Raw genomic sequence first — 24,192 nt, 5'->3', positions numbered from 1 at the left:
AAGACGCGGAAGGTTTGTGCAATAAACGAGGATGGGCGTCGGGAAAGGGCCGCCTGTGGCTGGCCTGACCGCTATCCCCACGCTGCGCACACGCGCCCCCTTTTCACGCGCGGCAAGTGTGGCTAAAGCCGCTTGCATGAAACTCACCCTCGAACGCAACGCGCTGCTCACCGGCCTGTCCCATGTCCAGTCCGTGGTGGAGCGGCGCAACACCATCCCGATCCTGTCCAACGTGCTGATGGGCGGCGAAGACGGCCGGCTGACGCTGGTGGCGACCGATCTGGACATCGAAGTGTCCGAGTCCGTTCAGGCCGGCGTCGATGCGCCCGGCCATGTCACGGCGCCGGCCCATACGCTTTACGATATCGTCCGCAAGCTTCCGGACGGGGCGCAGGTCCGGCTGACGATCAATGCCGACGACCGGCTGGATGTGGATGCGGGCCCGGCCCATTTCACCCTGCCGCTGCTGCCGTCGGGCGATTTCCCGAAGATGACGGCGGACGGTTTCACCCACGACTTCACGCTGCCGGCCTCGGACCTGTCGCGCCTGATCGACAAGACGCGGTTCGCGATCAGCACGGAAGAGACGCGCTATTACCTCAACGGAATCTATCTGCACGCGCGCGACGGCAAACTGCGCGCCGTGGCGACCGACGGGCACCGCCTGGCCCTGGCCGAACAGGATCTGCCCAGCGGGTCCGACGGCATGCCCGGCGTCATCGTGCCGCGCAAGACGGTGGCGGAACTGCGCCGCCTGATCGACGGATCGGACACAGACGTGTCCGTGTCGGTGTCCGAGTCCAAGATCCGGTTCACGACCGGTACGGTCGTTCTGACGTCCAAGCTGATCGACGGCACCTTCCCGGATTACGAGCGCGTGATCCCGCGCAACAACACGAAGGAGCTGGTGCTCGACAACAAGGTTTTCGCGTCGGCCGTGGACCGCGTGGCGACCATCAGCGCGGAGAAATCCCGTTCGGTCAAGCTCAGCCTCGACCAGTCCAACCTGTCCCTGTCGGTCAACAATCCGGAATCCGGACAGGCGAACGAAGACCTGCCGGTCAATTACGATTCGGACGCGATGGAAATCGGCTTCAACGCCAAATACCTTCTCGACGTCGCCGGACAGGTGGAGGGCCAGGACGCGACCTTCATGCTGGAAAGCGCCTCGTCCCCGGCGCTGGTCACGGACTCGGACGACGAGAACGCACTCTTTGTGCTGATGCCGCTGAGAGTGTAAGGCGCCGTCTTGCCGGGCGGTCGCCCATCGGCAAGAGGGCAAGGCGCGCCGCACAGCGGGCATGACGGTTGTCTGCCGCCCGGGCGGTGCCGGCACGGCGAGCGGCGGCGAGTTCACGCGCTTCCATCGATCGACGACGCTCCCGGCCCGGTGTTCTGATGGCTTCGCTCGCCTCGCTCCGTCTCACCGACTTCCGCTCCTATGACCGGCTCGACCTCGATCTCTCGCCCGGACCGGTCGTGCTGTTCGGGGCGAACGGAGCGGGCAAGACGAACCTGATGGAAGCGGTGTCGCTCCTGTCGCCGGGCCGCGGTCTGCGCGGGGCGGGGATCGACGCGCTGGCCCGGGTCGAGGACGGTCGCACCGCACCCGCCTGGGGCATCAATGCCGCGCTGTCGGACACCACGCATATTTCGGTCGGGCAGCTGCCGGACAGTCCGCGCCGCCGCATCGTTCGCATCAACCGGACCAACGCGACGGCGGCGCAGCTGGCGGACCTGCTGACCGTGCAGTGGCTGACCCCGGCGCAGGACCGGCTGTTCACCGGCCCGGAGAGCGACCGCCGCCGCTTCGTCGACCGGCTCGCCTTGGCTTTCGATCCCAGCCACGGCGTGGCCAGCCTGCGCTACGAAAAGGCGCGGGCGGAACGCAATCGCCTCCTGTCGGACGGTGTGTCCGACGCCTCCTGGTACGATGCGCTCGAAGCCGACATGGCCGCTTGCGGCGCGGCGATCGCCAAGACCCGCGTCGATACGGTCGAGCGTATGCGCGAAGCCATCGCCGAACGCGACGCCTCCGCCTTTCCGCAAGCCGGGATCGAGATCGAAGGCACGGTCGAGGATCTGCTCGCGGACGGCGTCTACCGCGACGATGCGGAAGTCGATTTCCGCGAAAGGCTGGCCGAGACCCGGCCGATCGACCGGCGCGCCGGGCGTTCCCTGACCGGCCCACACCGGACGACGATCAAGGTCACGCATCCGGGCAAGGCCATGGATGCGGTGCTCTGTTCGACCGGGGAGCAGAAAGCGCTGCTGATCGGGCTGATCCTGGCCCATGCGCGGGCGCAGGTCACGCGCTCGCCGGTTCTGCTGCTGGACGAAGTCGCCGCCCATCTGGATGCGACCCGCCGCGCCGCGCTGTCCGAAGAGCTGATCGATCTGGGGCTGCAGGTCTTCATGACGGGAACGGACCGGTCGCTGTTCACCGATTTCGGCGACCGCGCGCAATGGTTCGAAGTGGCGGATGGCCGCGTCGAAGCGGTCGACCCCTCAGCGCAGTAGCGGCGGCCGCTCGCCCGTTTCTCCGGCGGCTTCGCGACGGATCAGCCCGTGCAGGGACGGGATTTCGTCGACGGCGGCGAAGGCCGCGCGCCGGGCATGGCCGATCAGCGACAGCGGCCCGCGCCGGGGCGCAACGGACAAGGCGGTGGTCACGGCGGCCAGAAGCGTCTCGTCCACGCGGCGCCAGCGCTCATATCCCAGCAGTCCGGCCTTGCCGATGTCCTGACCGGTCTCCACGGCCTCGCGCACGCCCTGCACCAGGGCGGCCACATCGCGCACGGCCAGGTTCCACCCCTGGCCAGCCAGCGGATGAATGACGCGCGCCGCATCGCCGACGAGGGCGACGCGGTCGCGAGACAGGGCCTCGCTGCGCAAGCCGATCAGCGGGTAGCTCTGCACCTCGGTGTCGATGCCCGTGACGTCCAGCGCGCTCCAGAGGCGTTCGTCGATCAGCGCGGCCAAGGCGTCATCGGGCAGGGCGCAGGCGGCTTGCACCGCGCCGGGCCGGTCGGACCAGACGATCTGGGACCGGTGGTGTCCATCGACCGTGGCGAGTGGCAGCGACGCGACCGCGCCGACAGGCTGGAAACGCTGCAGGGCGATGCCGTCATGCGGCTCGGCGTGGGTCACGGTCGTGACCAGCGCGTGCTGGCCGTAATCCGACCGCGAGACGGACAGGCCCGCCATGCGGCGCAGCGCGCTGTTGCGCCCGTCGGCCGCCACGATGAGCGACGCCGTCAGAGCCGTGCCGTCGCTCAGGCCCAGCTCGGCCGGACCGTCCTGGGAAAGGCTGTCGGCGCGCAGCCCGCCGCGCAGCGGGATGCCGCGTGCGCGGAGCTCCGCAAGCAGGGCATGGCGGAGCGCTTCGTTTTCGACGTTGAGCGCCAAGGGGTCGTCGGGCCGTTCGGGCAATTCGAACTGCCAGGGCGTATCGGCATCACCTTCGCCGACGCGCATGGCCGTGACCGGCGTCGCGTCCAGATCCGAGATCCCGAGACGCGCGAGCAGGCGCAGGGCCGACGGGGTGAGGGCGGTGATGCGGCCGTCGCGGGCCGGCCGATCGATGTCGCCCGCATCGATCAGCACGACGTCGCGGCCCGGGCCGTGCGTTTCGTCCGATAAAGCGAGGGCGGCGAGCAGGCCCGACAGGCCTGCACCGACCACCGCGATCCGATCCGTCCAATTTTGCGTCGCCGACATGGCATGTGCCCTAATCGCGCGGACCCGGCTTGAAAAGGCGCATATGCGGGCGGCAATTCGTCCACAGTCCGGATGGGCGGCCTTAACTCCGCCTTTACGCGTTCGCGTCACACTTCGTTAACCCATACCGCCAGCCATCCGGATCGACATGAGCCCGCCGCCTTCCGCCACCGCCCCCTACGAGGAATATACGCCCGAAGCGATTCAGGCGATGATGGATGCCGTCACTCAGGATCAGGCCAGCGCGTGGAAACGCGCGGTCGGCGCTCTGGCCATGATTGCGCTGGGAGCGCTGATCCTGATGGCGCAAGGCAGCTATTCGCCGTTCGACGGGACGGCCGACACGGCCGGGGTCGGCGGCGTTTCGAACTGGCTCGGCGCGCCGGGCGCCTGGCTGGCCAACATCCTCATGCAGACGATGGGTCTGGCGGGCCTGTTGGCGGGCGGGCTGGCCGTCTGGTCCGGCCTGCGCCGCATCCTGCGCGGCAAGGCGCGGGTCCAGACCCGGTCCGACCGGGCGGGACGCGCCTTGATCTTCGTCGGCGCGGTGCTGATGGGTGCCGCGACCCTGTCGGCATTCCCGATCCCGCAAAGCTGGCCCATGGGCGCCGGTCTTGGCGGCTGGTTCGGCGATCTGATGCATCTGGGCATGAAGTCCTGGCTCGACAGGACGGGTCTGCCGTTTTCGGGCGGCATCGTGGCGCTGGTCACCTTTCTCGGCTTCGGCGTCTGTCTGGCGCGGCATCTGGGCGTGGTCCGCCGGGACGTGGTGGACATCATCGACGCGGCCGGGCTGGTCTGGGCCTATCTCCGGGTCGGGTTGGACAAGGCGGCGGCGTGGTTGGACCGCATCTTCCGACGCAATTACGAGGTCGAAATCGCGGGTGCGGCCCCGGTCGTGCGCACGATCCCAGACGCGCCGCAGGCGATCGAGGAATCGATCGGGGAGGCGCCGCCCGCCGCGCCGCCGGTCAAGCCCAAACCGAAATCCAAACCCAAATCCAAACCCATGGCGCGCAAGATGGTCAGCCCCAAGCGCGGCCAGCCGGCCTTCGACTTCTCCGACGCGACCGGCTTCGTCCTGCCGACGCCGGAGCTGCTCAACGCGCCGCCGCCGCGCTCCACCGTGCGCGACGAAACCATGCTGCAGCGCCAGAGCGACCAGCTGCACCGCGTCATGGGCGATTACGGCGTCGAAGGGGAAATGGGCGATGTCAGTCCCGGCCCGGTCGTCACCATGTTCGAATTCGAACCCGCGCCCGGCGTGAAATCCTCCCGCGTCATCAATCTGGCGTCCGACATCGCCCGCAACATGAGCGCGCAGTCCGCGCGGATCGCCGTCGTGCCGGGCCGCAACGCGCTGGGCGTGGAAATGCCCAACCGCAAGCGCGAAACGGTCTGGCTGCGCGACATGCTGGACAGCGACGCCTTCCAGAAGTCCGATGCGCGCCTGCCCCTCGTCATGGGCGAAGACATTGGCGGCCAGCCCTTCGTGACGGACCTCGCTTCGATGCCGCACATGCTTGTCGCCGGCACGACCGGATCCGGCAAGTCGGTGGCGGTGAACGCCATGATCCTGTCGCTCATGAGCAAGCTGACGCCCGACGAATGCAAGTTCATCATGATCGATCCGAAGATGCTGGAACTGTCCGTCTATGACGGCGCGCCGCATCTGCTGGCGCCGGTCGTGACGGAACCGAAGAAGGCCGTCGTCGCCCTGAAATGGGCCGTGCGGGAGATGGAAGACCGTTACCGCAAGATGAGCCAGGTCAATGTGCGCGGCATGGAGGCCTTCAACCAGAAGGTCGCCGAGTCCAAGGCGTCCGGCGAGACCCTGTCCAAGACGGTCCAGACCGGCTTCGACCACGAAACGGGCGAGCCCGTCTTCGAGACGCAGGAGTTCGAATTCGAGCCCATGCCCTATATCGTCGTCATCATCGACGAGATGGCCGACCTGATGATGGTGGCGAAGAAGGATATCGAAGGCTCGATCCAGCGTCTGGCGCAGATGGCGCGGGCGGCGGGCATCCACTTGATCGTCGCGACGCAGCGGCCGTCGACCGACGTCATCACCGGCACGATCAAATCCAACTTTCCCACCAAGGTCTGCTTCCGCGTCGGGTCGAAAATCGACAGCCGGGTCATCCTGGGCGAAATGGGCGGAGAACAGCTGCTCGGGAAGGGCGACATGCTGTTCCTCAGCACGTCCGGCCCGAAACGTTACCACGGACCTTTCGTGTCGGACGCCGAAGTCGAACGCGTCGCCAATTTCGTGCGCGCCCAAGGTACGCCGGCCTATCTCGACGACATTACCAACGAGCCCGACGAAGAGGCGCCGAGCGATCCGACGCAGGCTGGCGGCGGCTCGGAAGGCGGCTCGCTCTTCGACCAGGCCGTGGCCATCGTCGCCAACGACCGCAAGGCCTCGACCAGCTACATCCAGCGCAGACTGTCCATCGGCTACAACCGCGCCGCCGACCTGATCGACCGCATGGAACAGGAAGGCATGATCGGCGAGGCCGGGAGCGGCGGCAAGCGGGAGATCTTCCTGCCGGAGAGCGAGGCATTTTAGCGGTCCGGCGAAGCCGGAATTTTCGACCGCTGATCGAAAATAGCGGGATGCCGCGAACGCTGCGAGCGGACCGCCGCGCAGCGGCGAAATGCCCGTCGCAACGCCCTTTCACGAACGAACCCTCGGGATATGGACAGGTCGGTCGAGCCGGCCTGAGCGGATGAGTGGAAGGCCACATCTCTCTATACCGTCATGGCACAGCTCGACTGTGCCATCCACGAGGCGGAAGCACGGAGCCAGCCGCATGGATCGCACGGTCGAGCCGTGCGATGACGAAATTAAGTGGGGGAACGCGCCTCCCAAATCCCTCCCCCGGGCGGGGGAGGTGGCACGACGGGCGAAGCACACGTGACGGAAGGGGAAACGTTCTAAAACCGCGCCCTATCGCAGCCGCGTCGGCGCACCGAAGGCAGCTTGAAGGGCGGGATCCTGGACCGTTTGGTGGGACCCGCCATAGACGATCAGCACATGGTCGTGGGCGTCCAGCGCGTCCTCGATGCGTGCGAGAATGAAATCGTCCCTCGCATCCGCCACGATATCGGAAATGAAATTGGACCGCGCCGGGTCGGGAAGACTCGCGCTGGGAACACTGTCGCGCATGTCCAGCACCTCGTCGAAAGAACGGTCGTTGAAGCCCGCATACCACTCTTGGAACTCCGGCAGCGTGTCGATGTCCGCGACCGCCTCACGGTCCAGGCCGGTTTCATCGGCGAAATAGGGCACGAGATCCTCGATGGCTGCAGCCATGTCGGGGCCGTCCACGCTGTCGACCTCTCCGGACCGGGCCATCTGCGGCAGTTGGCGCAGCACATAGAAGCCGATCAGCTCCACTTCGCTCACCCCGTTTTCCAGCGCATAATCCAGCACGGCGTCGTCACGGGGTTCGGCGCCGACGAATGGGATGCCGCGCGCATCGGACAGGCGCGCGGCGAGCATCGACTCATTGTCGCCGGGGGTTGCCTCGACGCGCGCGGCATGGTCGAGCACGGGCTGGTAGTTCCTGCCGCGTTGGGCGGGCACGCCCTCGATCAGAACAAGGTCGGGGTCGCCCGCGATCATTTGCCGAACGGCGGCGAACGTGTCGCTGGCCGGGTCGTTCTCATGTTCGGCCGCGATGAACACCAGCCGCTTGCTGCATCCCGAATAGTCGAAGATCGCCGTGCCGGACACGTCGTCTTCGGGCCGCCAATCCGACCAGGGAATGCGAGCGTCCGCATCGATGCGGCACTCCGCAGTCGCCTGCGGAGCATTCTGCGTTTCAGTCGGAGGTGCGCCGCATGCCGCCAGAGCCGTCATGCAAGCCGCAATCATCCCAGAGCGCACAAACCGTCTGTCGACCGCCATCTCCGGACCCTACTTCTACGCATAAGGCAGAACTTGTCTTGCATTAAACGCCATACGATTTTCTGTAAGAGAAAAAAGCGTCCTACATCTCCGGCTTGGCGACGTTCAGCCCCCGGTTCGTCAGCAGCGGCTCCACGCTCGGTTCGCGACCGCGGAAGGCGGTGTAGGCCTCCATGGCGGGACGGCTGTTGCCGGCGGAAAAGACGTTGTCGTAGAGCTTCTTCGCGAGCTCCGGATCGAATGGATCGCCCGCTTCCTCGAAGGCGGCGTAGCCGTCATTGTCGAGCACGCCGGCCCACATATAGGTGTAGTAGCCCCCGGCATAGAGTTCGCCCGCGAATGAATGGCGGAAATGGGGCGAGCGGTGACGCATCTCGATGGCGTGCGGCATCTCGGCCTGCGCCAGCACGCCGTCCTCGAAGGAATTGACGTCGAGCCCGGCGATCATGTCCGGATCGGTGATGCGGTTATAGGCCAGATCGACGAAGGCCGACGCGATGAATTCCACATTGCTGAAGCCGGATTTGGCGTTGGCGGCCTTGCGCATATTCTCAAGCAGCGCGGCGGGCATGGGTTCGCCGGTCTCGTAATGGGTCGCGAACTCGCGGATCACGGCCTCGTCGCGCATCCAATGCTCATAGATCTGCGCCGGGAATTCAACGAAATCGAAGTCCACCGCCGTGCCGGAAATGGACGGGTGGGTCACATCCGACAGCAGGCCGTGCAGGGCGTGGCCGAATTCGTGGAACACCACTTCGGCCTCGCGCATCGACACCAGCGCAGGTTCGCCCGGGGCGGGTTTGTTGTAGTTGCAATTGTTCATGATCAGCGGCAGCACCTCGCCGTCCAGCTTGTGCTGGGTGCGCAGCGCGCTCATCCAGGCGCCGGACCGCTTGCCGGGCCGGGCGAAATAGTCGCCGTAGAACAGCCCAATCGCCTCGCCGTCGGCGTCCGTCATCTCCCAGACGCGCACATCCGGATGATAGATGGGAATGTCGTCGCGTTCCGTGAAGTTCACGCCGAACAGGCGGTTGGCGACCGCGAACTGGGCCTCGATGATGTTATCGAGCGAAAGGTGCGCCTTCACCGCATCCTCGTCGAGATCATAGAGGTCCGCCCGCGCCTTGTCGGCATAATACCACCAGTCCCACGGTTCCAGCGCATGGGTCGCGCCCGCATCGGCCATGGCCTTGCGGATCTGGTCTTCCTCCTGCTCGAACTTGGCGAGCGCGCCTTCCCAGACTTCGCTCAGCAGGTCGTGCGCGGCCTCGGGCGTGCCGGCCATGGTGTTGGCGGTGCGGAAGGCGGCGAAGTTCTCGTAGCCGAGCAGGTTGGCACGTTCGAGGCGCAGCTGGAGGATCTGCCGGATCGTCTCCTCATTGTCATAGTCATTGTCGTTGTCGCCGCGGTTCGTCCACGCCTTGAACACGCGCTCGCGCAGGTCGCGGCGCGGGGAGAAGGTCATGAAGGGCTCGAAGGACGACCGGGCCAGGGTGACGACATGCTGGCCGTCCATGTCCCGGTCGGTTGCCGCCTGGGCTGCCGCGCTCAGCGCGGAATCGGGCAGGCCCGCCTTGTCGGCATCGCTGTCCAGCACGAGCGCGAATTCCTCGGCATCCTTCTGCGCATTCTGGCTGAAGGCCGTGTAGAGCGAGGCCAGCGATTCCGTGATTTCGGCCAGACGGGCGCGGTCCGCGCCTTCCAGCCGCGCACCGGCGCGCACGAAACGGTTATGAGTGCGTTCGAGCACGCGCGCCTGTTCGTCGTTCAGGGTCAGCCGACCGGCGTCCTGCTGCAGCTTGTCGACCCGCGCGAACAGGTCCTCATCGAGAAAGATCGCGCTGCTATGGGCAGCCAAGCGCGGCGACATGGTGCTCTGGATGTCGCGGATCTCGTCGTTCGTGGCCGAGGCGGCGATGGCGCCGAAGGTTCGGCCGACACGGCTCAGCTCGGTCCCGGCACGTTCCAGCGCGACGATGGTGTTGTCGAAGGTCGGGGCCGCGGTGTTGGACGCGATCGCCTCGATCTCGGCCTTGTGCAGCGCCATGCCGCGCTCATAGGCGGGAATGAAATGGTCCGCCTCGATCCGGTCGAACGGCGGCGCGCCAAAGGGCGTGTCCCACTCGGCCAGCAAGGGATTGTCCGCCATCTGCGCCGCGCCGGGTGTCGTCGCCTGGGCGAAGGCGGTCGGCGAGAGCGCCGTCACGGCCAGAGCGGCGCAGGCCGACATCAAGGCGCCGCGCAATGTCTTCGGGACCAGCAGGAACGGCTGGGGGGCAGGCAAGAGCGTCTGGGCAGGTCGAGGCATCGGAAACCTTTTCGATTGTCTGTGATTGAATAACCTTAACGGGCGTTCAGATATCGTCAACGTCGCTGCCATGACGTTTTCGTCACCGCGGGGTCCATCGCGCCGGAATGCTTGACACGGCCGGGCCTTGCGCAAAGGGGAAGGGTTTGCCCGGTCCGGCCAATCCCCCGGACCACTCCCAAAGGGCGCGCGTGCGGTCACGGAGACGAAAACCATGAGCGACAGTCCGGCTCAGACGAAGACACAAAAGCGCAACGCGTTTACCCGCTTTCTCGACGGGGTCGAATGGCTCGGCGATCTGCTGCCGCATCCGGTGACCTTATTCGCCGTCCTCGCGGCCGGGATCGTGGTGCTGTCCGGCCTATTCGGCTGGATGGGTCTGGCCGTCGAGGATCCGCGTCCGGCCGGCGCGGCCGGCGTGGCCGAGGACGGCATGATCCGGACGGTCAGCCTGATGAACGGCGACGGGCTGCGCCGCATCTTCGTCAATCTGGTCGACAATTTCACCGACTTCGCCCCGCTCGGCGTCGTGCTGGTCGCCATGATCGGCGTCGGCGTGGCGGAGAAGTCGGGCCTGCTCTCGGCCGCTGTGCGATCCATGGTGCTGGGGGCGCCGAAACATCTCGTCACCGTCGCGATCGTGTTTGCCGGCATCATCTCCAATACAGCGTCGGAAGTCGGCTATGTCGTGCTGATCCCGCTGGCGGCCGCCATCTTCTATGCGCTGGACCGCCATCCGTTGGCGGGCATGGCGGCGGCCTTCGCTGGCGTGTCGGGCGGTTATAGCGCGAACCTGCTGATCGGGACGATCGATCCGCTTCTTGCTGGCATCACGGAGGAGGCGGCGCAGCTGATCGACCCGACCTATTCCGTCATCGCGACGGACAATTGGTATTTCATGGTCGCCTCCACCTTCCTGATCACGACGATCGGCTCGCTGGTGACCATCTACATCGTCGAACCGAAGCTGGGGAAATACGATTCTTCGCGCGCCGAGGAAGCCGTGCTCGACAAGTCCATGATGGATGCAGTCTCGCCGCTTGAGAAAAAGGGCCTGCGCTGGGCCGGAGTGGCACTGCTCGGCGTTCTGGGCGTGATGGCCTTCACGATGTTGCCGCGAGGCGGCCTCGTTCTTCCAGGAACGTCACTTGCCATCGGTGGGGAGTTCATTCCCGGTTGGGGCGTCATGCGCGATCCCCTGACGCAGGATGCGATGGACAGCCCGTTCTTCGATGGCTTCGTCGTCTGGATCCTGATCTTCTTCATGGTGCTCGGCTATACCTATGGCCGGGTCGTCGGAACCATGAAGACGGACCGGGACGTGATCGACGGCATGTCCGATGCGCTCGCCTCGCTCGGCCTCTATATCGTTCTGGTCTTCTTCGCCGCGCAGTTCGTGGCCTTTTTCGGCTGGACCAATCTGGGCGCGATCTTCGCCGTGTCGGGTGCGGAGTTCATCAAGGAGACCGGCCTGTCCGGTCCGCTCGTCTTCGTCATGTTCATCCTGATGTGCGCTGTCATCAATTTGTCGCTGGGATCGGCGTCGGCGCAATGGGCGGTGACGGCGCCGATCTTCGTGCCGATGCTGATGCTCGTCGGCTATTCCCCCGAAGTGATCCAGGCCGCCTACCGGATCGGGGATTCATCGACCAACATCATAACGCCGATGATGAGCTATTTCGGCCTCATCTTCGCCTGGGCGGCGCGCTACGATCGGGACCTCGGCGTCGGCGGGCTGATTGCGATCATGCTGCCCTACACGATCTTCTTCCTGATCCTCTGGACCGGCTTCTTCGTGCTCTGGACCTTCGGTCTGGGGCTACCGGTCGGACCCGGCGCGACGACCTACTATACCCCATGAGCGGCTGGACCCCATGAGCGGCCGGTCACGGGCCCCTCGCGCCTGGCAGCGCATGCTGTCGGGGCGACGGCTGGACCTGCTCGACCCCAGCCCGCTCGATATCGAGATCGAGGACATCGCCCGCGGTCTGGCGCGGGTCGCGCGCTGGAACGGACAGACGTCCGGCGATCATGCGTTCTCCGTGGCCGAGCACAGCGTCGTCGTGCTGGACCTGTTCGAGATCCTCTATCCCAAGGCCTCCGCCCCTGACCGGATGACCGCGCTGCTGCACGACGCGGCGGAATATGTGGTCGGCGACATGATCAGCCCGTTCAAGGCCGTTCTGGGCGGCGATTACAGGTCCGTCGAGGCGCGGCTCGACATGGCCGTCAATCGCCGCTTCGGCCTGACCGCGCCGACCCCGCCGCGCCTGAAGAAGAAGATCAAGCGTTGCGACGTGATCTGCGCCTGGTTCGAAGCGACGCAGATCGCGGGCTTCACCGAAAGCGAGGCGGATGCGTTCTTCATCCATCCGCCGGATGGGGTGCGGGTCGAGATCGATCCAAAGCCGGTGGTTGAGGCGGAGGCGGCGTTTCTGGAACGCTTCCGCGGACTCGAGCGGGCCATGGAATGACCGTATCGGCCTCTTCCCACCTCAGCAGGGGTTGGGGCTGGCCGTCGAATCCAGCGGAAAGCAGTCCACGAGCCGCGCCGGGTTGGACGGAAAGTCGAACTCGTGGGCGTAGGACTTCACCGTGCCCTCGGCTGAGTCGAGAATGGTGAAGACCGTGAACTTGTTCGAGCTGAGATAGGGCAGGTCCTTGGTCGCGCCTTCGACTTGGCGCATGAAGTCGACGCTGCTCGTCAGCATGGAGGGCAGCACGTCCGGACGGCCCTGGCTGTCGCCGACGCGGGGATAGTCCGCCGGGTCCCAGAAGCTGTTGTCGGCCGTGTCGTTCGTGTCGGGGTCGGGATAGAAGTTCCGCGCCCAAGTCACCCGGTTGTTCGGGCCGGCGAAGGGTCCGAAGCTGTTTCCGACATTGGACGTTTCCAGATAGTTCAGAACCTTGCCGCCGCCCTCGACGAAGGTGCGCGACCAGACGTGGCTGTGTCCGGACACGACAAGGTCGACGTCGGCCTGCAACAGTTCGGCCTCGACGCCGAGCCAGAGGTCGTCTTCGCGCTCATAGTCGTAGCGCACGCGTTCGATGACGCCGCGCTCGGACGCATCCACGATCGCGGCCCAGACCGTGTCGGACGCCGGGAAGGTCGTGACGATGGTCGGCGTGCCATCGGTGAAGGTGATCGTGGCTTCCGGATTGGCCATCACGGGAATGACGTTGTCGCCATAGCCGTGCATGGACTGGTGGGTCAGCACGACCCGGAATGGTGCGCCCGAGACATCTGTCGACGCAAGCTGCTCGCCGAGCCATTGGCGCTGGGCCGAGCCGGGCGAATAGTCGCCGAAGAACATGTCGCCGAAGCCCCACGTGTCGAGATCGTTGACCGTCGGGATCGGCTCGCCGAACTTGCCGGGATTGGTGTTCGTGTCGGTCAGGCCATTGTTCCAGTTCCGCCAGACGCGCGATACGTTCATCGAAATCAGCGAGACATTGCCGTAGCGCGTCGCATAGAAATTCTCCGGGTCTTCGCCTGCGACCGCATTCTCCGGCAGGTTCCACATCTCGTAATAGGTCACGTGGTCGTAGGAGTTCTGGCGGACATATTGGTCGCGCGTCAGGCCGGTGGCTTGGCGTTCCGCGTCCGTCAACTGGTCCCACTTGAAGGCCGCATACCAGCGTGGCTGCGGATTGTTGTCCTGCGCGCCGAGCGACTTGGTCCGGTCGAAGATGCCGGGGCTTTCGTGATTGCCGATCGTGCCGAAGACCGGCGCATGTTGCAGGATCGCGCCACCTTTGTAGCCGTAATTGGGCGCGATGCGGTCATAGGTGCCCTGGAAGGCCGGGAAGAAGGGCGGGCGGTTGTCCGTGCCCCGGTAGAACCATTCCGACGCCCGGTTCGGCGTATCGACGAAATCGCCCGCGAACAGGACCGCATCGACCTGGCCGACCGTCTCCACGACCTTCTGGAAGTTGGCCGGCGACATGGCCCGGTTCTGCTGGTCGGACGTGATCAGCATTTTCACCGGATGGTCTGCGGTCGGCAGCGGCTGCAGCGTGAAGACCTGGCTCTTGAAGTCCGCGCCGTTGATCGTCGAGACCGCGTAATAGGGCGTGCGGCGGTTGCGTTCCAGACCCGTGACCCGCGCTTCGTGGCGGTAGATGGTCTGCTCGACCACGGCCTCGCCAGTACGCGGTTCGCCGACCGAGCGGTTGAAGGGCAAATCGGACCCTGCATCCTCGAACATCTGCGACATGACGGTCGTGGTCGCGGGGACGGTCTGGTCCAGTTCGTCGCCGAACACGACGGCATTCGCGCCGCCCTCGAAGGTCGTGTACCAGACGACGCTGACCTCGGTCTCGCCCGGACCGGTCAGCACCGGATCGCTGAGGATCTGCGTGTTGTCCTTGAAGAACGGGCCGACATGGACATAGGCCGTGGCGTCCTGTCCCGCCGGACCCGTTTCGCCTTGCGGACCCTGCACGCCCTGGGCGCCTTGAGCGCCCGGCGCGCCGTCATTGCCGTCATCGATGCATCCGGACAGACCCGTGAAGACCAGCGCGCCCAAGGCGGCCGTCGTGAAACTTCGCTTAAGCATCCTGCTCACCTTGGTTGCGAGATCGACGTGGTCGCTAGGTGATGCCGATTTGTGACGGTCGGTTGCCAGATCGTTGAAGTTTCGGTGTTGGCGCCGTGAAGCTTTTATTGCATTTTATTCCAGGCCAAACCTCTCCGGGGCTACATGGTCTGGCGCCATGGTTCCAATAGTCGCCGCCTACCGCCCGCGCGGATGCGCCGCCGCGTGAACGGCCTTCAACCGCGCCGCATCGACGTCCGTATAGCGCTGCGTCGTGGACAGGCTGGCATGGCCGAGCAGCTGCTGGATGGTGCGCAGGTCCCCGCCGCCCGCGAGCAGGTGCGTCGCGAAACTGTGGCGCAGCGCGTGCGGCGTGGCGCTCTCCGGCAGGCCGAGCGCGCCGCGCAGCCGCTGGACCTCTGCGCGGATGAGGCGCGCCTGCAGCGGCCCGCCGCGCACGCCCCGGAAGAGCGGTTGCGCCGGGGCGAGCGCATGCGGGCAAAGGTCGGCGTAGCGCATCACCGCCGCGCGCACGACCGGCAGGATCGGCACCAGCCGCGATTTGCCGCCCTTGCCGGTCACGACCAACGCATCGCCGAGCGGCAATATGTCGGTGGTCAACCCGACCACTTCGCCCATGCGCAGCCCGGCGCCGTAGGCCAGCGACAGGACGGCGGCATTGCGCGCCTCGACCCAGCCGTCGGCACCGTCTGCGGACCCGGCGGCGACCAACTCCGTCGCGCCCGGCACGGACAGCGCCTTGGGCACGGGCCGCTTGCCGCGCGGGCCCTTGATCAGGGCGACGGCACTGTTGGACACGTCCCAGCGCCGTTCGAGATAGCGGTAGAAGGTGCGCAGCGCCGAGAGCAGCCGCTGGACCGACGCCGATCCCAGCGCGTCGCCGTCCGGGCCGTCCCGGCGCCGGAAGGCCAGATAGGCGCGGAAGTCCGACGCGCCGAGTCCTGCGAGCGCGCGCAGCCCGCCCGGTTCGCCCAGATGGGCGGACAGGAAGGCCTGGAAATCGCGGATGTCGCGCCCATAGGCCTCGACGGTCCGGGGCGACAGCCGCCGCTCGCCCGACAGGTGATCGAGAAAGACCGCGCGCACTTCGGCGGCGGATATGTCGGGGACGGCGCTCACGCGGTGAGCGTGCGACAACAGCGTAAACAAACAGACAAGGGACTTTCGAAACGACCGGCCGCGACGCGGCCCGGCTCCTTGCGGCGCCGGGTGAGGCGTCCGGCCGCGAGCGGGCCTGGTCCGTTCCGGCATCCGTCGTTCCAGCGCCCATGCCTTCAGGTGCGACCGGGCGGCCTGGCCCGGCAAAGGTCTCATGTCGTGTCCCGTTTCCCTTTTCGGGTGGCACGGGGCGCGGGCCCTGCCCGGCGATGGACAGGGAAAAGACAATACCGTTTTTCGCACCGCCGGACCCGCCCGGGCCTCGCTCCCGTCCGCTAACATCCAGGCAGTCGTACTCCTCCCGTGCATGCAGCGAACGAGTAGGAAGATACACGGCTTTCCGGACAGGCGGAATACGATTTTTCATTCCCGCGGATTGATTTTGCGGGGAGGCAGATGGAGTAAGGGATTGCGGCGCGGATAAATGTGGATGGGGCGGGGGATTAACGGGGATGGCGCGGATAGCCAGTCTATCTCGGCAAAAAGAATCCGCTATCCTTCAGATTGCCGCGCGAGACCTGTCGCAATGAGGGCGCAGGTAATAGGCCGCAAAATCTTGTAGTTGCCCTTTGTGGGTGAGTAGTTGGTCGGTTACGACAGGCGCCAAATAGCAATGGCCCCAGCGCCGCTAATAACATGAATGGGCAACCATGAGCAAAGTCACCAATGAGTTTAGCGAGTTCGTTCTTTTCTCAGAAGAGGAAAACAACGCACTCGATAGCCGGAGTGAAATGCGTGAGGTCCGGGGCAAGCCAACAAGCTACGTCAACTGCCTTGTCCGCAACAAAGCTGTCCAGTTAAAGCCCGAAGAGCGCACGCGCCAGCTTTGGGTTGCTCGGCTCATTGACCAATACGGCTATGCCCCATCCCGTATTCAAGTTGAGTACCCCATCACATTCGGACGTGACACGTCAAAGCGTGCCGATATCGTTGTCTTCGACGCGGACCGCCCAACGGTGCCGTACATCATCATTGAAGTGAAGTCTGCCAAGCTACGAAACGGCAAAGAACAACTGCGATCCTACACCCACGCAACCGGCGCCCCTTTGGCGGTATGGAGCAACGGTATTCTGGCCGAAGTCTGGCACCGTAAGAACCCAAACTACTTCGTCCCCATTCACCATCTTCCACGAGCGGCACAGACGATTGAGGATATCGTCGATCAACCGTGGACCATTCAAACCCTGATCGACAAAGAGACTGAACGCGAGCGCGAAGGCACGAAAGCCCGCTCGCTGCGCGACTTGATCGTGGACATGGAAAATGAAGTGCTGGCCAACGCTGGCGTTGATGTTTTCGAAGAAGTCTTCAAGCTGATCTTCACGAAGTTATACGACGAAATGGCCACACATCGCGGCCAACACCCCTACCTCCGCTTCCGCAACACCAACACCGCTGCGCAATTGAAGCGCGCCATTCAAGACCTGTTCGACGAAGCCAAGCGCAAATGGCCCGGTGTTTTCCTTGAAGACGAACGTATCCGCCTGTCACCAGATCACCTGCAAGTCTGCGTCGGATCACTTGAAGAATGGAAGCTGTTCAATTCCAATCTCGACGTGATCGATGACGCCTTCGAATACCTCGTGAATAAATCGTCGAAGGGCGAGAAGGGGCAATATTTCACCCCGCGCTGGGTCATCGACATGTGCGTGAAGATGCTCAATCCGCAGGAGCATGAAACCGTGATCGACACGGCATGCGGATCGGCGGGATTCACAGTGCACACCATGTTCCATGTCTGGCGGCAGATCATCGCGGACATGGGAATGGAAGAGAGCCATCTGTTCACGATGGACCAGAAGCCACCGCGTTGTGAGGACTATGTGCGCGACAAGGTATTCGCCATCGATTTTGATGAAAAGTCCGTGCGCGTGTCGCGTTGTCTCAACCTGATTGCAGGCGACGGCGAAACGAACGTGCTGCATTTGAACACGCTGGATTGGACCAAGTGGGACGAAACGGTGAAGCAGGACGAATGGTCCGACACCTACGGCGAAGGCTGGCGACGATTGCGTAAATTGCGGGCCAACCCGCGTCAGACGGGCTATCGGTCGTTTGGATATGACGTGCTGATGGCCAACCCGCCATTTGCAGGCGATATTAAGCAGTCCGACATGCTATCACCTTATGACCTGGCGCATAAGAAGAATGGCAAACTTGAACGCGCAGTGGGTCGCGACTTGCTGTTCATCGAACGCAATCTGGACTTTCTGAAACCGGGTGGGCGCATGGCCGTCGTGCTGCCGCAGGGTCGGTTCAACAACTCGTCCGACCAGCGGGTGCGGGAGTTCATCATGGAACGTTGTCGCATCCTTGCCGTGGTGGGGCTTCACCCCAACACCTTCAAACCTCATACCAACACAAAGACTAGCGTATTGTTCGTGCAGAAATGGAACGACGATCCCGCCGCAGGGCCGCTATGTCCGAAGGTGCACGACTATAACATCTTTTTCGCTACACAACAGGTGGAAAGCGTAAACAATTCCGGCGAGAAGGTTTACGTGCGCCGCGATGACGGAACCCTCATGCGAGACACGCACGGGCATTTTATCGTTGCCCATGACCTCTACAATCACGAGGGGATGACACAGGACGGGATCGCCGAAGCCTTCCAAGAGTTCGCGGCGCAGGAGCAGTTCAGTTTTTTTCGCCTCGCCCCTTCGACAGTGACCGCCTGAGCGCACTGTTGGAGGGGCTTGAGGCCTCAATTGTCGCAGTAAATGATCTATCCAAGGAGAACCCAAAGCTTAGGCTCGATGCTCAGTTCCAGAACCGGGCAGCTCTTGAAGTTATACAGAAAATCGCCGCGCTGGACCATTTGCGTGTCTCAGACTTAACGCCTAGGCCGCTTAAAGGAAAAAACATCCCTTATGATGATGAAGGCATTTTTCCCGTAATTCGGTCTGGAGATATCTCGAATAGTTTTCAACCAGCGGGGCTGCTGCGTAGCTCAGCCCGTTCTGATGCCTTCTTCGTCCGAACAGAGGACATATTGATATCTTCAATAGGGCAAGGCTCCATCGGAAAGGTGCAGCTATTTCGAAATGATGGTGAGTTTGCAACGGTTTCCGAGGTGACGGTTGTAAGGGTTAACAACTTTTCAGCGGCTTGTGTCGCAGCATTCCTAGAGAGCCATTTTGGTCAAGCCCAGATCGAAAGGTACGTCACTGGCGCTACTGGTCAGCTGCATTTGTACCCGAATGACGTTGATAGAATTCTTATTCCAAATTTCTCGAAAGCGTTCCAAGATAGGATATCGGCATTCTACGCAAGGCAATGGGTTCTGCATCGTGCCTCCTATGCTGCACTAGCCAAGGCCGAAGAAAGGCTACTCGAAACATTAGGCCTGGCGGACTGGACGCCGCCGGAACCGCTCAGCTACGCCGCCCGCGCCAGTGACGCCTTCGCCGCCGGGCGGTTGGATGCGCAATACTTCATGCCTGCCAAAGAACAGGTCAGGCAATCGCTCGCCACGCTTCCGGGGAGGCCACTTGGCGACCGCGTGGATAGCATCCGCGATATGTTTGTGCCCAGTCGCGCGCAACCCGAGAAGCTCGTGCGCAACTACAATCTTACCGACGCGCTTGTTCCATTGCTGAATTTCGAGAAAGAGCCACAGACTGCCAGCGAGATTGGCAGCGTTAAGAAAAGTTTCAAGGATGGTGACGTCGCCATATCCCGATTGCGGGCATACCTACGAGAAGTAGCCGTAGTGCGCACTGGCGACGACATGCCGTCAGTCGGGTCGTCGGAGTTTATCGTGCTCCGTCCCAAGGTGGGGCAAACCGGCATCTCGCCCGAAACTCTTATGGTATTCCTGCGTGCGGCGCCGACACAGAATATTCTTAAATGGTGTCAGGATGGATCACAGCACCCGCGTTTCAGCGAACGCGATTTATTGTCTATCCCTGTGCCGGACGCTGTGGCCGATGTTTCTAACCAAATCACAACTATCGTACAGCAAGGCTTCGCGGCGCGCCATAAGGCCCGCCAATTCCTTGAAGCCGCTAGGCGAGCCGTCGAGATCGCCATCGAAGACGGTGAAGACGCCGCGTTGGCTTACCTCGACGCAACAGAGGGAGCGGAGTAATGGCGCTGCCCCCACATGCGCGTGATTGGCTTGAACGGGCAGAAATCGACTATGTCGGGCCATTCGTTAAGGCATGGGCTGCGTTCAACGCATGGTATCGCCACGATAGCGGACAGTCGCGAGAGCGTGACATGCTCAACTTTGCAATCCGTAATAACAACAGTCGGCTACGCCGCCGGGTTTTGCCTCTGTTACGAGACAACAACACGACTGCCGATGCAGAGAGGCTAAAGCAGGCCATCTGCGACCTTCAACGGCAGTTGGACAAAATCCATTGGGAGGTCAGACCGAGAGGGCGTGTAGAACGTGTGTCACTCAGAGAAGTATGCATCGCTCCAAATCATTTGCAAGACGACCATATGGACAAGAGTGGGCAACGTTATCGGGCGCGTAAGATACATGGAGGGCGCATCGAAGTTTCCGTTACGACGATCAGCAATGGAAACGCTAAGTTTTCGCACGCCCAGCAGCGATATGATCCGCCATCGCTTTATGTCTTGCCCGAGTTCATAAACAACCTTTCGGGAGCGCAACAGACTCGGCTCAGAGCTTTCTATGACGGCTGCAACCCGCGTCCGACGGTGGACCTTGTACAAGGTGGCGGCCCACACTTGCAGGTATCGACGATGCACTTCCAATGTACCAACGAAGACCTTTTGGCTGGCCTAGTCGAGACGCTCTACGCGATGCGCAATGCCTTGCTCCACGGTGAGGTGGATCCTGACGAGCAAGTGCTCGCCTGTTTCGAACCCGCCTATAAGATCGTCACAGGATTCCTGCGTAGCATAGGCTGACACCCATTGACGCCCCGGAATCGCCCGCCTATATGCCCGCGCGTCGGTGGGTGTGCTGTCTGCGGGGTGCCGTAAAAACCTCATCCGAGACGAAAACAGAAGTACGATTGGCCCGCTGGCACCTGCCGTCGGGCCGGTTTTCTTTCAAGCAGGCTCCGGCTTTCCCGAACGGGATGGCTGGTCGTCTGCGCTTTGTGCAGGAGCGGTGACGTTTCTGGGCGAAAGGCTCCGAGAGGGGCAAGGCGCGGCCTCCCCCGCGCGGTATAAATGCGACTTAAACAATGCGGCCTCCCCCGCGAACGAGAACAAGGACGGCTTGATGCCAACGATCAACCAGCTCATCCGGAAGCCCCGGAAAGACAAGCGCAAGCGCAACAAGGTGCCCGCGCTCGAAGCCTGCCCGCAGAAGCGCGGCGTTTGCACCCGAGTCTACACCACGACGCCGAAGAAGCCGAACTCGGCCCTGCGCAAGGTGGCCAAGGTCCGCCTGACCAATGGGTTCGAAGTCCTGTCCTACATTCCGGGCGAAGGCCACAATCTGCAGGAACACTCCGTCGTGCTGATCCGCGGCGGCCGGGTGAAGGATTTGCCGGGCGTGCGCTATCACGTGCTGCGCGGCGTTCTCGATACACAAGGCGTGAAAGACCGCCGCCAGCGCCGGTCGAAATACGGCGCGAAGCGTCCGAAATAAGAGGGTAGAGAAACATGTCCCGTCGTCACCGCGCCGAAAAACGCGAAATCCTGCCCGATGCCAAATATCAGGATCTCGTCCTCGCCAAATTCATGAACGCCATCATGCTCGATGGCAAGAAATCCACTGCCGAGAACATCGTCTACGGCGCCCTCGACATCGTCGAGGACAAGGCCAAGACCGAAGCGATCCGCGTCTTCCACGACGCGTTGGAAAACATCAAGCCGTCCGTCGAAGTGCGCTCGCGCCGCGTCGGCGGGGCGACCTACCAGGTCCCCGTCGAGGTCCGGGTGGAACGCCGCCAGGCGCTGGCCATCCGCTGGCTGGTGAGCGCGTCGCGGGGCCGCAACGAGAACACGATGCGCGAGCGTCTGGCCGGCGAGCTGCTGGACGCGTCGAACAATCGCGGCACGGCCGTGAAGAAGCGCGAAGACACGCACCGGATGGCCGAGGCCAACCGCGCCTTCTCGCACTACCGCTGGTAATCATCCGGTCCGGGCCGCGGCCCGGTTCCCGCACACTTTATCTTTCGAGGAGCCTGAGATGGCACGCGAATACGAACTCAAGGACTACCGCAACTTCGGCATCATGGCCCACATCGATGCGGGCAAGACGACCTGCACCGAGCGGATCCTCTATTATACCGGCAAGAACCACAAGATCGCGGAAGTCCATGACGGCGCGGCCACGATGGACTGGATGGAGCAGGAGCAGGAACGCGGGATCACCATTACGTCCGCTGCGACGACCTGTTTCTGGAAGGACAAGCGCCTGAACATCATCGACACGCCCGGGCACGTGGACTTCACCATCGAAGTCGAGCGGTCCCTTCGCGTGCTCGACGGCGCGGTCGCGCTGCTCGACGCCAATGCGGGCGTGGAGCCGCAGACCGAGACGGTCTGGCGCCAGGCCGACAAATACAATGTCCCGCGCATGATCTTCATCAACAAGATGGATAAGATCGGGGCGAGCTTCTACAATTCCGTGCAGTCCGTGAAGGACCGCCTGGGCGGGAACGCGCTGGAAATGCAGCTGCCGATCGGGTCCGAGGATAATTTCCAAGGCGTGGTCGATCTGGTCAAGAACGTGGCCTACATCTATCCGGACGATGCCGAGCTGGGCGTCAAATACGACACGGTCGAAATTCCGGACGACATGAAGGACAAGGCCGAGGAATATCGCACGGCTTTGATCGAGGCGGTCGCCGAGATGGACGACGCCGTGATGGAAAAGTATTTCGAAGGCGAAATGCCCGACGTGGACACGATCCAGCGTCTGGTCCGCGCCGCGACCATCGCCAACAAGGTCGTGCCCGTCTTCTGTGGCACGGCGTTCAAGAACAAGGGCGTGCAGCCTCTGCTCGACGCCGTCGTGGCCTATCTGCCGAGCCCGCTCGACATTCCGGCCATCAAGGGCGTCGATGCCAAGACCGGCGAGGAGACGACGCGTCCGGCGTCCGACGATGCGCCGCTCTCTATGCTGGCCTTCAAGATCATGAACGACAAGTTCGTCGGCACGCTGACCTTCTGCCGCATCTATTCCGGCAAGCTGGAAACCGGCACGACGCTGCTGAACTCCGTCAAGGAGCGCAAGGAGCGCGTCGGCCGCATGATGATGATGCACTCCAATGACCGCGAGGACATCCAGGAAGCCTATGCCGGCGACATCATCGCCGTGGCCGGCCTGAAGGGCACCACGACGGGCGATACGCTCTGCGACACATCCAATCCGGTCATCCTGGAGCGCATGGAGTTTCCCGATCCCGTGATCGAGATTGCTGTGGAGCCGAAGTCCAAGGCCGACCAGGAGAAGCTGGGCATCGGCCTGCAACGTCTGGCCGCCGAAGATCCGTCCTTCCGCGTCTCGACCGACCACGAATCCGGCCAGACCATCATGGCCGGCATGGGCGAATTGCACCTCGACATCCTCGTGGATCGTCTGAAGCGCGAATTCGGCGTCGAAGCCAATATCGGTCAGCCGCAAGTGGCCTATCGCGAAGCCTTGGCCGCGCCGGTCGACATCGACTACACCCACAAGAAGCAGTCGGGCGGGTCGGGTCAGTTCGGTCGCGTCAAGATCAAGTTCGAGCCGTTGGAGCCGGGCGAAGGCATCGTCTTCGAAAACTCGGTCGTCGGCGGCAACGTGCCGCGCGAATATATTCCGGGCGTCGAGAAGGGCATCCGGAGCATGGCCGAAACCGGCCTGCTGGCGGGTTTCCCGGTCATCGACTTCAAGGCCGAGCTGTATGACGGGGCGTATCACGACGTCGACTCGTCGGTCATGGCGTTCGAGATCGCGGCTCGCGCCGCCTTCCGCGAAATCAAGACGGAAGGCCGCATCAAGCTGCTCGAACCGATCATGAAGGTCGAAGTGGTCACGCCCGACGAATATATGGGCGATGTGATCGGCGATCTGAACTCCCGCCGGGGCATGATCGAAGGCACGGAAATGCGCGGCAACGCCAACGTCATCAATGCGATGGTGCCGCTGGCCAACATGTTCGGCTACGTCAACGACCTGCGCTCCAAGAGCCAGGGCCGCGCGCAATTCACCATGGTCTTCGACCATTACGCCGCGACCCCGCAGGCCGTGATGGACGAAGTCATCAGCAAACAGGGCGGCGCATAGTCGCTTCATCAATAGGTCGCTTTGCGCGACCCTAAACAGACACGAACAAAGAGTAAGAGGAGCCTCACATGGCCAAGGAAAAGTTCGAGCGCACGAAGCCGCATGCCAACATTGGCACGATCGGTCACGTGGACCACGGCAAGACGACGCTGACGGCGGCGATCACCAAGTATTTTGGTGACTTCAAGGCCTATGACCAGATCGACGGCGCGCCGGAAGAGAAGGCCCGCGGGATCACGATCTCGACCGCTCACGTGGAGTACGAGACGGACGCGCGTCACTACGCCCACGTCGACTGCCCCGGCCACGCCGACTACGTCAAGAACAT

At 63.4% G+C, this 24,192-nt stretch carries 17 protein-coding genes; 12 read left to right on the top strand and 5 right to left on the bottom strand.

Annotation, left to right across the window (positions count from 1 at the left end; translation table 11 throughout):
• Positions 1–136: 136 nt before the first annotated feature.
• Positions 137–1,240: a DNA polymerase III subunit beta gene (dnaN, locus tag Q0718_RS13635; RefSeq protein WP_298919140.1), complete on the top strand. Its 1,104-nt coding sequence runs from the start codon at positions 137–139 to the stop codon at positions 1,238–1,240.
• A gap of 158 nt (positions 1,241–1,398) precedes the next feature.
• The gene (gene recF / locus Q0718_RS13630) at positions 1,399–2,520 is read left to right on the top strand and encodes a DNA replication/repair protein RecF (RefSeq protein ID WP_298919137.1); all 1,122 of its coding nucleotides are present in this window, start codon (positions 1,399–1,401) and stop codon (positions 2,518–2,520) included.
• Here the strand turns inward: recF and Q0718_RS13625 are convergent.
• Positions 2,509–3,720 (bottom strand): FAD-dependent monooxygenase, encoded by a 1,212-nt coding sequence (locus Q0718_RS13625; RefSeq protein ID WP_298919134.1) that lies wholly within the window; start codon positions 3,718–3,720, stop codon positions 2,509–2,511. The genes recF and Q0718_RS13625 overlap by 12 nt on opposite strands.
• A gap of 148 nt (positions 3,721–3,868) precedes the next feature.
• On the opposite strand from Q0718_RS13625, the gene Q0718_RS13620 reads away from it, so the two are divergent.
• Positions 3,869–6,292 (top strand): DNA translocase FtsK 4TM domain-containing protein, encoded by a 2,424-nt coding sequence (locus Q0718_RS13620; RefSeq protein WP_298919131.1) that lies wholly within the window; start codon positions 3,869–3,871, stop codon positions 6,290–6,292.
• A 381-nt stretch (positions 6,293–6,673) separates the two neighbouring features.
• Here the strand turns inward: Q0718_RS13620 and Q0718_RS13615 are convergent, their stop codons facing one another.
• Together Q0718_RS13615 and Q0718_RS13610 are read right to left on the bottom strand one after the other, a co-directional pair.
• On the bottom strand, positions 6,674–7,588 hold the full coding sequence (locus Q0718_RS13615) for a hypothetical protein (protein ID WP_298919128.1): 915 nt from the start codon (positions 7,586–7,588) through the stop codon (positions 6,674–6,676).
• A 130-nt stretch (positions 7,589–7,718) separates the two neighbouring features.
• Positions 7,719–9,944: a M3 family metallopeptidase gene (locus tag Q0718_RS13610; protein ID WP_298919125.1), complete on the bottom strand. Its 2,226-nt coding sequence runs from the start codon at positions 9,942–9,944 to the stop codon at positions 7,719–7,721.
• A 214-nt stretch (positions 9,945–10,158) separates the two neighbouring features.
• Here Q0718_RS13610 and Q0718_RS13605 point away from each other — a divergent pair, with 214 nt between their 5' ends.
• Positions 10,159–11,805: an AbgT family transporter gene (locus Q0718_RS13605; RefSeq protein WP_298919122.1), complete on the top strand. Its 1,647-nt coding sequence runs from the start codon at positions 10,159–10,161 to the stop codon at positions 11,803–11,805.
• A gap of 13 nt (positions 11,806–11,818) precedes the next feature.
• Positions 11,819–12,418 (top strand): HD family hydrolase, encoded by a 600-nt coding sequence (locus Q0718_RS13600; RefSeq protein ID WP_298919119.1) that lies wholly within the window; start codon positions 11,819–11,821, stop codon positions 12,416–12,418.
• Positions 12,419–12,439: 21 nt separating this feature from the next.
• On the opposite strand, the gene Q0718_RS13595 is transcribed toward Q0718_RS13600, so the two are convergent.
• Both Q0718_RS13595 and Q0718_RS13590 read right to left on the bottom strand, forming a co-directional pair.
• The gene (locus Q0718_RS13595; protein WP_298919116.1) at positions 12,440–14,503 is read right to left on the bottom strand and encodes a collagen-like protein; all 2,064 of its coding nucleotides are present in this window, start codon (positions 14,501–14,503) and stop codon (positions 12,440–12,442) included.
• A 177-nt stretch (positions 14,504–14,680) separates the two neighbouring features.
• Positions 14,681–15,622 carry a tyrosine recombinase XerC gene (locus Q0718_RS13590; RefSeq protein ID WP_298919113.1) on the bottom strand — a complete coding sequence of 314 codons (942 nt, stop codon included), beginning with the start codon at positions 15,620–15,622 and terminating at the stop codon, positions 14,681–14,683.
• A gap of 689 nt (positions 15,623–16,311) precedes the next feature.
• Here Q0718_RS13590 and Q0718_RS13585 point away from each other — a divergent pair.
• The 7 genes from Q0718_RS13585 to Q0718_RS13555 all read left to right on the top strand — a co-directional run.
• The gene (locus Q0718_RS13585) at positions 16,312–18,339 is read left to right on the top strand and encodes an N-6 DNA methylase (protein ID WP_298919110.1); all 2,028 of its coding nucleotides are present in this window, start codon (positions 16,312–16,314) and stop codon (positions 18,337–18,339) included.
• An 8-nt stretch (positions 18,340–18,347) separates the two neighbouring features.
• A complete protein-coding gene (locus Q0718_RS13580) occupies positions 18,348–19,751 on the top strand; it encodes a hypothetical protein (RefSeq protein WP_298919108.1) in 1,404 nt (467 codons plus the stop codon).
• Positions 19,751–20,545 (top strand): hypothetical protein, encoded by a 795-nt coding sequence (locus Q0718_RS13575; protein ID WP_298919105.1) that lies wholly within the window; start codon positions 19,751–19,753, stop codon positions 20,543–20,545. The genes Q0718_RS13580 and Q0718_RS13575 overlap by 1 nt, the downstream gene beginning before the upstream one ends.
• A gap of 319 nt (positions 20,546–20,864) precedes the next feature.
• A complete protein-coding gene (gene rpsL / locus Q0718_RS13570) occupies positions 20,865–21,236 on the top strand; it encodes a 30S ribosomal protein S12 (protein WP_298919102.1) in 372 nt (123 codons plus the stop codon).
• 14 nt (positions 21,237–21,250) lie between these two features.
• Positions 21,251–21,721: a 30S ribosomal protein S7 gene (gene rpsG / locus Q0718_RS13565; RefSeq protein ID WP_298919099.1), complete on the top strand. Its 471-nt coding sequence runs from the start codon at positions 21,251–21,253 to the stop codon at positions 21,719–21,721.
• Between the two features lie 58 nt (positions 21,722–21,779).
• On the top strand, positions 21,780–23,864 hold the full coding sequence (gene fusA, locus Q0718_RS13560; protein ID WP_298919096.1) for an elongation factor G: 2,085 nt from the start codon (positions 21,780–21,782) through the stop codon (positions 23,862–23,864).
• A gap of 68 nt (positions 23,865–23,932) precedes the next feature.
• On the top strand, positions 23,933–24,192 hold a 260-nt coding region (locus tag Q0718_RS13555; protein ID WP_298919093.1), incomplete at its 3' end, for a GTP-binding protein.

Source organism: uncultured Algimonas sp., assembly GCF_947498175.1.
In the GTDB taxonomy this organism is placed as follows: Bacteria; Pseudomonadota; Alphaproteobacteria; order Caulobacterales; family Maricaulaceae; genus Litorimonas.
This window is presented reverse-complemented; position numbering and strand designations above follow the sequence as displayed.

Coding starts and splice junctions, on each gene's coding strand:
- dnaN (WP_298919140.1), top strand. CDS start 137: ATGAAACTCACCCTCGAACGCAACGCGCTGCTCACCGGCCTGTCCCAT.
- recF (WP_298919137.1), top strand. CDS start 1,399: ATGGCTTCGCTCGCCTCGCTCCGTCTCACCGACTTCCGCTCCTATGAC.
- Q0718_RS13625 (WP_298919134.1), bottom strand. CDS start 3,720: ATGTCGGCGACGCAAAATTGGACGGATCGGATCGCGGTGGTCGGTGCA.
- Q0718_RS13620 (WP_298919131.1), top strand. CDS start 3,869: ATGAGCCCGCCGCCTTCCGCCACCGCCCCCTACGAGGAATATACGCCC.
- Q0718_RS13615 (WP_298919128.1), bottom strand. CDS start 7,588: ATGACGGCTCTGGCGGCATGCGGCGCACCTCCGACTGAAACGCAGAAT.
- Q0718_RS13610 (WP_298919125.1), bottom strand. CDS start 9,944: ATGCCTCGACCTGCCCAGACGCTCTTGCCTGCCCCCCAGCCGTTCCTG.
- Q0718_RS13605 (WP_298919122.1), top strand. CDS start 10,159: ATGAGCGACAGTCCGGCTCAGACGAAGACACAAAAGCGCAACGCGTTT.
- Q0718_RS13600 (WP_298919119.1), top strand. CDS start 11,819: ATGAGCGGCCGGTCACGGGCCCCTCGCGCCTGGCAGCGCATGCTGTCG.
- Q0718_RS13595 (WP_298919116.1), bottom strand. CDS start 14,503: ATGCTTAAGCGAAGTTTCACGACGGCCGCCTTGGGCGCGCTGGTCTTC.
- Q0718_RS13585 (WP_298919110.1), top strand. CDS start 16,312: ATGAGCAAAGTCACCAATGAGTTTAGCGAGTTCGTTCTTTTCTCAGAA.
- Q0718_RS13575 (WP_298919105.1), top strand. CDS start 19,751: ATGGCGCTGCCCCCACATGCGCGTGATTGGCTTGAACGGGCAGAAATC.
- rpsL (WP_298919102.1), top strand. CDS start 20,865: ATGCCAACGATCAACCAGCTCATCCGGAAGCCCCGGAAAGACAAGCGC.
- rpsG (WP_298919099.1), top strand. CDS start 21,251: ATGTCCCGTCGTCACCGCGCCGAAAAACGCGAAATCCTGCCCGATGCC.
- fusA (WP_298919096.1), top strand. CDS start 21,780: ATGGCACGCGAATACGAACTCAAGGACTACCGCAACTTCGGCATCATG.